Origin of the sequence: Achromobacter sp. Marseille-Q4962 (assembly GCF_943737005.1) — a bacterium.
Taxonomy (GTDB): Bacteria; Pseudomonadota; Gammaproteobacteria; order Burkholderiales; family Burkholderiaceae_B; genus Achromobacter.
The window spans coordinates 1-6,027 of sequence record NZ_CALSFU010000057.1 but is presented as its reverse complement, the minus strand read 5'-3'; the positions used below and the strand labels follow the sequence as shown (position 1 = coordinate 6,027).

The window sequence follows — 6,027 nt, the reverse complement described above, 5'->3', positions numbered from 1 at the left end:
GTAAATTTTCAGCGTTGCTGGCTCCCCGTCAGCCGGATTGGGTTGCATCGCAGGGGTGTCGAAAGAGTCAACTGCGGTCCAAAGCTGTTGGACTTGGGTGAAAAGGGCGTTTATTCTTCCTATACGTTGTCGGCAGCGGGCCAAAAAGGAATACGTCCATGCCCATCGAGGTGAAACCGGCTGTGAGCGCGGGTTCAAGCATATAGCCCGACAGGCGCGTATCCTTGCCGATCACGACACGATGGCGGTGGTCACCGCGACGAAAGACACGGCCAGCCGCCATGCCGACGCGCAAGGCGGTTTCCGCCGTCATCGCGCCTTCGTTGGCTTTGCCACGAATACCGTCTGTGCCGAAATATTTGCGCACCATAAGGTCGATTATCCTGTCGTCGGGTCGCCCTCAAAGGGGACATGCCTGCTGAACCGCGAATATAGAGAAATATCCCGAATGTGCAGTTAACGAATTCTTGCGGTTTCTTTCAGCGCCGCCAATACCGCCAGCCCGTCGCGCAAGGGGCGCGGCTCGTGTGTGCGGATGAAGTCAGCTCCACCTGCGGCGGCGGCAAGCTCTGCAGCGAGTGTCGCGGCCCCGACATCCCCCGGACCACGGCCTGTGAGCGCGCGCAGAAAGGATTTGCGCGAAACAGACAGAAGCACCGGCAAATCGAAGCGCAGCCGCAATTCATCGAACCGCGCCAGCACCGAGAGCGAGGTTTCGGGAGCAGCCCCCAGAAAAAACCCCATGCCGGGATCAAGGACAAGGCGGTTGCGTTTGATACCGGCACCCGTCAGCGCCGCGATGCGCGCGTCAAAGAACGCCGCAATGTGATCCATGATGTCGCCAGCGGGTGCCTCGCGCCGATCTGCCTGCCCGTCTTGCACCGAATGCATAACGACGAGTTTGGCAGATGATTTCGCCAATTGCGGATAGAACACAGCGTCTGGAAAACCGCGAATATCATTGAGATAGGCCACACCACGCGACAAGGCATAGGCTTGCGTCGCGGGTTGATAACTGTCGAGCGAGACGGGAATGCCATCTGCCTTGAGCGCGTCCAGCACCGGCGCGATACGCGCGATTTCTGTGTCGGACGAAACAGGCGCGGCGTCGGGATTGCTGGATGCCGGACCGAGGTCGATCACATCTGCCCCCTCGGCCATCAGCTTACGCGCCTGCGCAATGGCTGCGTCTGGCGCCAGATACCGGCCTCCATCGGAGAAACTGTCCGAGGTTATGTTGACGATGCCGAAAATGATGAGCGATTTATTCATGGGGGCTTCTATAATAATAATAATCGAGCATGAGTCTCATACGGATGCTCGGGTCGAAAGGGAATCCCCAGGCGAGTAACCTGTTTGCGGTGATCCATTAGCTGCAGGAGCAGAAGAGCATACATCTGGAAGCAAAGCCAGGAAAGCGGCCTATGGAGCTGTGCGGCAGCGCTCAGTAGGCAATTTTTCAAAATATTGTTAAGCCTTTTCTGAGCATGGTATTTTTCATGGTATTACCAATTAGCAGGAAAATAAGCCATTGAATATAAAAGATAAAAATGTCTTGTTTACAATAGAGTGGGAGTGAAATCAGGTCCTTCGGGGACTATCGCTAGCTATCGAGAATACGCCGTAACGTATTGATTTTTAGATAAATACGTCGCAGCGACTATCGGTGGCTATCGCCGGCCAGCAGAACAAGTCGGCGGTAAAAGTGGCGGTAAGAGCCGGAGGCCGGATCAAGACCTTCCTGTTCACTATTGAGACCTAACCGGTCTTTGACGGTAAAAGTCTCCTCGGGAAAGCTGGTTTTATGCGGCTTTCCGAGCATCAGCAGGTCTCCTGGCCCCTGACGGTAAAAGCCGTCACGAACAGGAGGAAAAACCTCGATGCTTACCGACACCGCACTGCGCAATCTCAAGCCTAAGTCCAAGACTTATAAGGCTTCCGACCGCGATGGGATGTACGTGACGGTATCGCCTACCGGTACCGTCACCTTCCGCTACGATTACCGTCTCAACGGTCGCCGCGAGACGTTGACCATCGGCCGCTATGGACCGTCCGGCATTTCGCTTGCCTTGGCCCGTGAAAAGCTGATCGACGCCAAGAAGGCCGTCGCCCAAGGCAAGTCCCCCGCACTGGAGAAGCAGCGCGAGAAGCGCCGCCTGACCGCCGCCAAGACCTTTGGCGAGGTGACCGAGAAGTGGCTGGCGGGCGCACGGATGGCCGACAGCACGAAGGCGATGCGCAAGAGCATCGTCGATCGGGACATCCTGCCGGCCTTCCAGAACCGGCAGCTCAACGAAATCACCGCCGATGACCTGCGTGCCCTCTGCAACAAGGTGAAGGGGCGTGGTGCGCCTGCCACCGCGGTCCACATCCGTGACATCGTGAAGCAGGTCTACGCCTTCGCCATCCTGCACGGCGAGAAGGTGGACAACCCGGCCGAGGACGTGGGGGCCGCCTCCATTGCGACCTTCGTGCCGAAGGATCGCGCCTTGTCGCCGCTGGAGATCCGACTGATGGCACGACAGATGGAATCCGTGGCGACCTATCCGACCATCCGGCTGGCGCTGCGCATGATCTTGTTGACGCTGGTGCGCAAGAGCGAGCTGATTCAAGCCACCTGGGACGAGGTGGATTTCGTGAACGCGACCTGGACGATTCCGAAGCAGCGGATGAAGGGGCGCAATCCTCACGTGGTCTATCTGTCGCGCCAGGCGCTCGACATCTTCGTGGCGCTGCACACCTGCGCGGCTGGCTCCAAGTTCGTGCTGCCGTCGCGCTATGACGCCGACCGCTGCATGTCGAACGCGACCCTGAACCGGGTGACGCAGATCGTCGCGGAGCGGGCGAAAGCTGCGGGCCTGCCCTTGGAACCGTTCACCGTCCACGATCTGCGCCGCACCGGCTCGACGTTGCTGAACGAAGTCGGCTTCAACCGTGATTGGATCGAGAAGTGCCTGGCGCACGAAGACGGCCGTTCCTCGCGCTCGATCTACAACAAGGCCGAGTACGCCGAGCAGCGGCGTCACATGCTGCAAGAGTGGGCCAACATGGTCGATGCCTGGATCGACGGGCAGACCTACGTACCCAAGCTGATGCCGGAGAACGTGGTAGTGCCGGCACTGAGTGCGACGGCCTGACAGGCGAGCGGGTTGTCACTTGACAACCCTCCCAGACATCCCCATACTGGAGATCATTGATGGCCCGTCCCTCTCATCCGAAGAAAGAGGTCGAGGAAGCTCTCAGGCACGCCGAAGGGCAGGGCTGGCGCGTCGAAGTCGGTGGCAGCCACGCCTGGGGGCGGATTTATTGCCCGTACAACGATGAGGAGTGTCGCTGCGGCGAGTTCTGCATCACCAGCGTATGGAGCACGCCGAAAAACCCTGGCAACCACGCACGCGCTCTTCGGCGCGTCGTGGACAACTGCACCACGCATCGCGAGCAGCACGAGGCTGATGGTGGCGCCGAGGAGTAGCAAGATGGAATACACCTTCACCCTGAAATACCAGCTCACCGAAGACGACAGCGACCCGGATGGCCTGGTCGAGCGTCTGGGCGAGGCCGGCTGCGACGATGCCCTGGTCGGCATCGGCCAGCCGGGGCGGCTGGCGTTGGAGTTCACCCGAGAGGCGGACAGTGCGGACGCGGCCGTGCGCAGTGCATTGGCCGACGTGCGCAGCGCCGTGCCGTCGGCCAGGTTGATCGAGGTGGCGCCGGATCTCGTCGGGTTGACCGATGTGGCCGAGATCGTCGGCGTGTCGCGGCAGAACATGCGCAAGCTGATGTTGGCCCATCCGGGCAGCTTTCCGGCGCCGGTGCATGAAGGCAGTGCGTCGATCTGGCACCTGGCGGACGTGCTGGCCTGGTTGCAGGCCAAGGGCAGCTATTCGCTGACCAGGGACGTTCAGGAGGTGGCGCGGGTGGCCTTGCAGGTCAATGTGGCGAAAGAGGGTCGGCGGTTGCCGCGCTCGGCTTCCAAGGAATTGGACGCCTTGGTGGGATAAGCGCAGTGGCTCGGCTTCATTCCTCACTCGAACCCGCCCGAACAGGGCGGGTTTTCCGTTGATGGACATCGGGCTTCGAGACGCCGCTGCGAGGAGCTTGCTTGCGCTGCTCAATCCACGCTTCCACTTCGACCAAGTCCCACACGACACAGCGCGGCGTCAGGTTGAAGCGGCGCGGGAACTCACCGCGGCGCTCCATTTCGTAGATCGTCGTTTCAGCCAAGGGGACGATCAACCGCAGTTCCTGGCGGCGGATGGTGCGTCGGAAGGGAAGGGGGCTATGCTTCGGAAACTGCGGCAGCTCCTCATAGGCCTCTGTCCCTGGGAAGGGGAGGGACTGGCCGGCATCGATGTTGGCTGCGCTGGATGCTTGCGATAGTTGTTCCACCTTGGACTCCATGAGCTCGTTGCATGGAGACATGGTGAAGTTCCGTACCTATCGGGACAACTTGCAGTGGCATGCCCCAGCGAGTTCAGTGCGGTTGCGAGCTGAGGGATAGTCTCTCGTGCCCTCGAAAATCGACCTTATTTTGATGCCTTTGCACGACCTGAGGCGGCGAGGCGTTCTAGGTTCGACGCGCATGCTTCTAGGTCTGTATCGGCCATTCGCGCTAATGCATGTAGCCCGACGCGGACTACTTCGCTTTGGTTCATAAGCAGACCCAAGGTGGCGTAGCGCAACCTCAAAGTTTCGATCAACTCTGCGTCTGCCTCTTGCATCGAAAAGGCGCGCCTTACGACCGGACCCGCCGACGCGGGTTGGCGCTTTCCCGCCCTTGTAGACATAGTCGGCTCCTGACGGCAATCATGCGATAATACCGTATGCTGCGTATGCATGCGGCAGTCGCCACTAAAAACTGAAGACGGCAACCGCCCGTAACCAATTCCGGAGTCGTTGATGGCTACATCTCCTCGTCGCGCAGCTTCAGTCAGCAGTAGCCAACCTCGTCGCCGAATCGAAGCAGACGTGACTGAAAAGGCAACGGCGGCAGAATCTCCTTATCACCTACGCATTTCCAGGCTCACCGTCGACAAACTCGGCGTCAAGCTGTACGACAAGGCCAGTGCAGTGGTTGCCGAGTTGATCGCCAACAGCTACGACGCGGACGCGGAGACGGTCACGGTACGTCTGCCCTTGGGCATACAGTTGGCCTCCCAAGCCGGAGGCCAACTCAAGGATTTGGGCTATGTGATCGACGTCGAGGACGACGGGCATGGAATGGCCCCGGAAGAGGCCACCGACTTCTATCTCCGCGTCGGTGCAGACCGCCGGACTCGCAAGGGTCAAGACGGCAGCAGGTCGCGCAACAAGAAACGCCCAGTGATGGGACGCAAAGGGATTGGCAAGCTCGCGCCGTTCGGCATCTGCCGTCGCATCGAAGTTTGGTCAGCCGGTGGCCCAAAGACCAAGCACGGCTATGCGGTGACCCATTTTTTCATGGATTTCGACAAAATCGTCACCGACGATGACGAAGCCGTGCCGTTGGAGGTCGGTGACGACGACCGGACCTGGAGCAAGAAGTCTGGCACACGAGTTCGCCTTACGGCCTTTCTTGCAAAACGAGTGCCCGACCTTGAAACGTTCCTCCGGCAATTGGCCGTCCGGTTCACCTTTGCCAAGCCGGATTTCAAGATCCTCATCCTCGATGCAACGAACGATGGGGCAAAGGCCGTCAAGGTCAACCCTTTAGACATACCTTTGCTCCCTGGCTCCAAGATAGAACTGTCGAGTCGGCCAGTAATTGCTGACGACGGTTCGATTCTTCCGGTATCCGGATGGCTGGGAATGGCCAAGGAGGCATACAAGAACGAAGAAATGATGGGGGTTCGCATTTATGCCAGAGGCAAAATTGCTGGCGTGACTCGTGACTTCAATCAGCCTGCCGGCTTTACGGGCGAGTGAATTGCCCCGGGTTTTGCGGAGGCTCCAACCTTTGAGAGAATGGAGCCCTTATGAGCAAGCAGAACAAGTTTTCCCCGGAAGTCCGTGACCGCGCCGTGCGTCTGGTACAAGAGCATCGTGGCG

At 59.4% G+C, this 6,027-nt stretch carries 6 protein-coding genes and 1 pseudogene; 4 read left to right on the top strand and 3 right to left on the bottom strand.

Annotated elements, in window-relative coordinates; genetic code table 11:
- Positions 1–127: 127 nt before the first annotated feature.
- Positions 128–370, bottom strand: a pseudogene (gene glmM, locus NGJ44_RS22890) (phosphoglucosamine mutase); the annotation flags it as partial.
- Between the two features lie 86 nt (positions 371–456).
- Entirely contained in the window at positions 457–1,272 is an 816-nt protein-coding gene (sul2, locus tag NGJ44_RS22885; protein WP_251866012.1) for a sulfonamide-resistant dihydropteroate synthase Sul2, read from the bottom strand.
- A 608-nt stretch (positions 1,273–1,880) separates the two neighbouring features.
- Between sul2 and NGJ44_RS22880 the strand changes: the two genes are divergently transcribed.
- Genes NGJ44_RS22880 through NGJ44_RS22870 form a run of 3 tightly spaced genes read left to right on the top strand, consistent with a single transcriptional unit; the run spans position 1,881 to position 4,001 of the window.
- Positions 1,881–3,137: a tyrosine-type recombinase/integrase gene (locus NGJ44_RS22880; RefSeq protein ID WP_006764051.1), complete on the top strand. Its 1,257-nt coding sequence runs from the start codon at positions 1,881–1,883 to the stop codon at positions 3,135–3,137.
- A 59-nt stretch (positions 3,138–3,196) separates the two neighbouring features.
- A complete protein-coding gene (locus NGJ44_RS22875; RefSeq protein WP_058982471.1) occupies positions 3,197–3,472 on the top strand; it encodes a hypothetical protein in 276 nt (91 codons plus the stop codon).
- Positions 3,473–3,476: 4 nt separating this feature from the next.
- Entirely contained in the window at positions 3,477–4,001 is a 525-nt protein-coding gene (locus NGJ44_RS22870) for a helix-turn-helix transcriptional regulator (RefSeq protein ID WP_106097019.1), read from the top strand.
- Between the two features lie 16 nt (positions 4,002–4,017).
- On the opposite strand, the gene NGJ44_RS22865 is transcribed toward NGJ44_RS22870, so the two are convergent.
- Positions 4,018–4,401 (bottom strand): helix-turn-helix transcriptional regulator, encoded by a 384-nt coding sequence (locus NGJ44_RS22865; RefSeq protein WP_251866010.1) that lies wholly within the window; start codon positions 4,399–4,401, stop codon positions 4,018–4,020.
- A 498-nt stretch (positions 4,402–4,899) separates the two neighbouring features.
- On the opposite strand from NGJ44_RS22865, the gene NGJ44_RS22860 reads away from it, so the two are divergent.
- Positions 4,900–5,904, top strand: coding sequence for an ATP-binding protein (locus tag NGJ44_RS22860; RefSeq protein ID WP_251866008.1), 1,005 nt, complete (start codon positions 4,900–4,902; stop codon positions 5,902–5,904).
- Positions 5,905–6,027: the final 123 nt, after the last annotated feature.

What these genes read in the sequence shown, in the direction of transcription:
- NGJ44_RS22870 (WP_106097019.1), top strand. Translation starts at nt 3,477, where the DNA reads ATGGAATACACCTTCACCCTGAAATACCAGCTCACCGAAGACGACAGC.
- NGJ44_RS22880 (WP_006764051.1), top strand. Translation starts at nt 1,881, where the DNA reads ATGCTTACCGACACCGCACTGCGCAATCTCAAGCCTAAGTCCAAGACT.
- NGJ44_RS22875 (WP_058982471.1), top strand. Translation starts at nt 3,197, where the DNA reads ATGGCCCGTCCCTCTCATCCGAAGAAAGAGGTCGAGGAAGCTCTCAGG.
- NGJ44_RS22860 (WP_251866008.1), top strand. Translation starts at nt 4,900, where the DNA reads ATGGCTACATCTCCTCGTCGCGCAGCTTCAGTCAGCAGTAGCCAACCT.
- sul2 (WP_251866012.1), bottom strand. Translation starts at nt 1,272, where the DNA reads ATGAATAAATCGCTCATCATTTTCGGCATCGTCAACATAACCTCGGAC.
- NGJ44_RS22865 (WP_251866010.1), bottom strand. Translation starts at nt 4,401, where the DNA reads ATGGAGTCCAAGGTGGAACAACTATCGCAAGCATCCAGCGCAGCCAAC.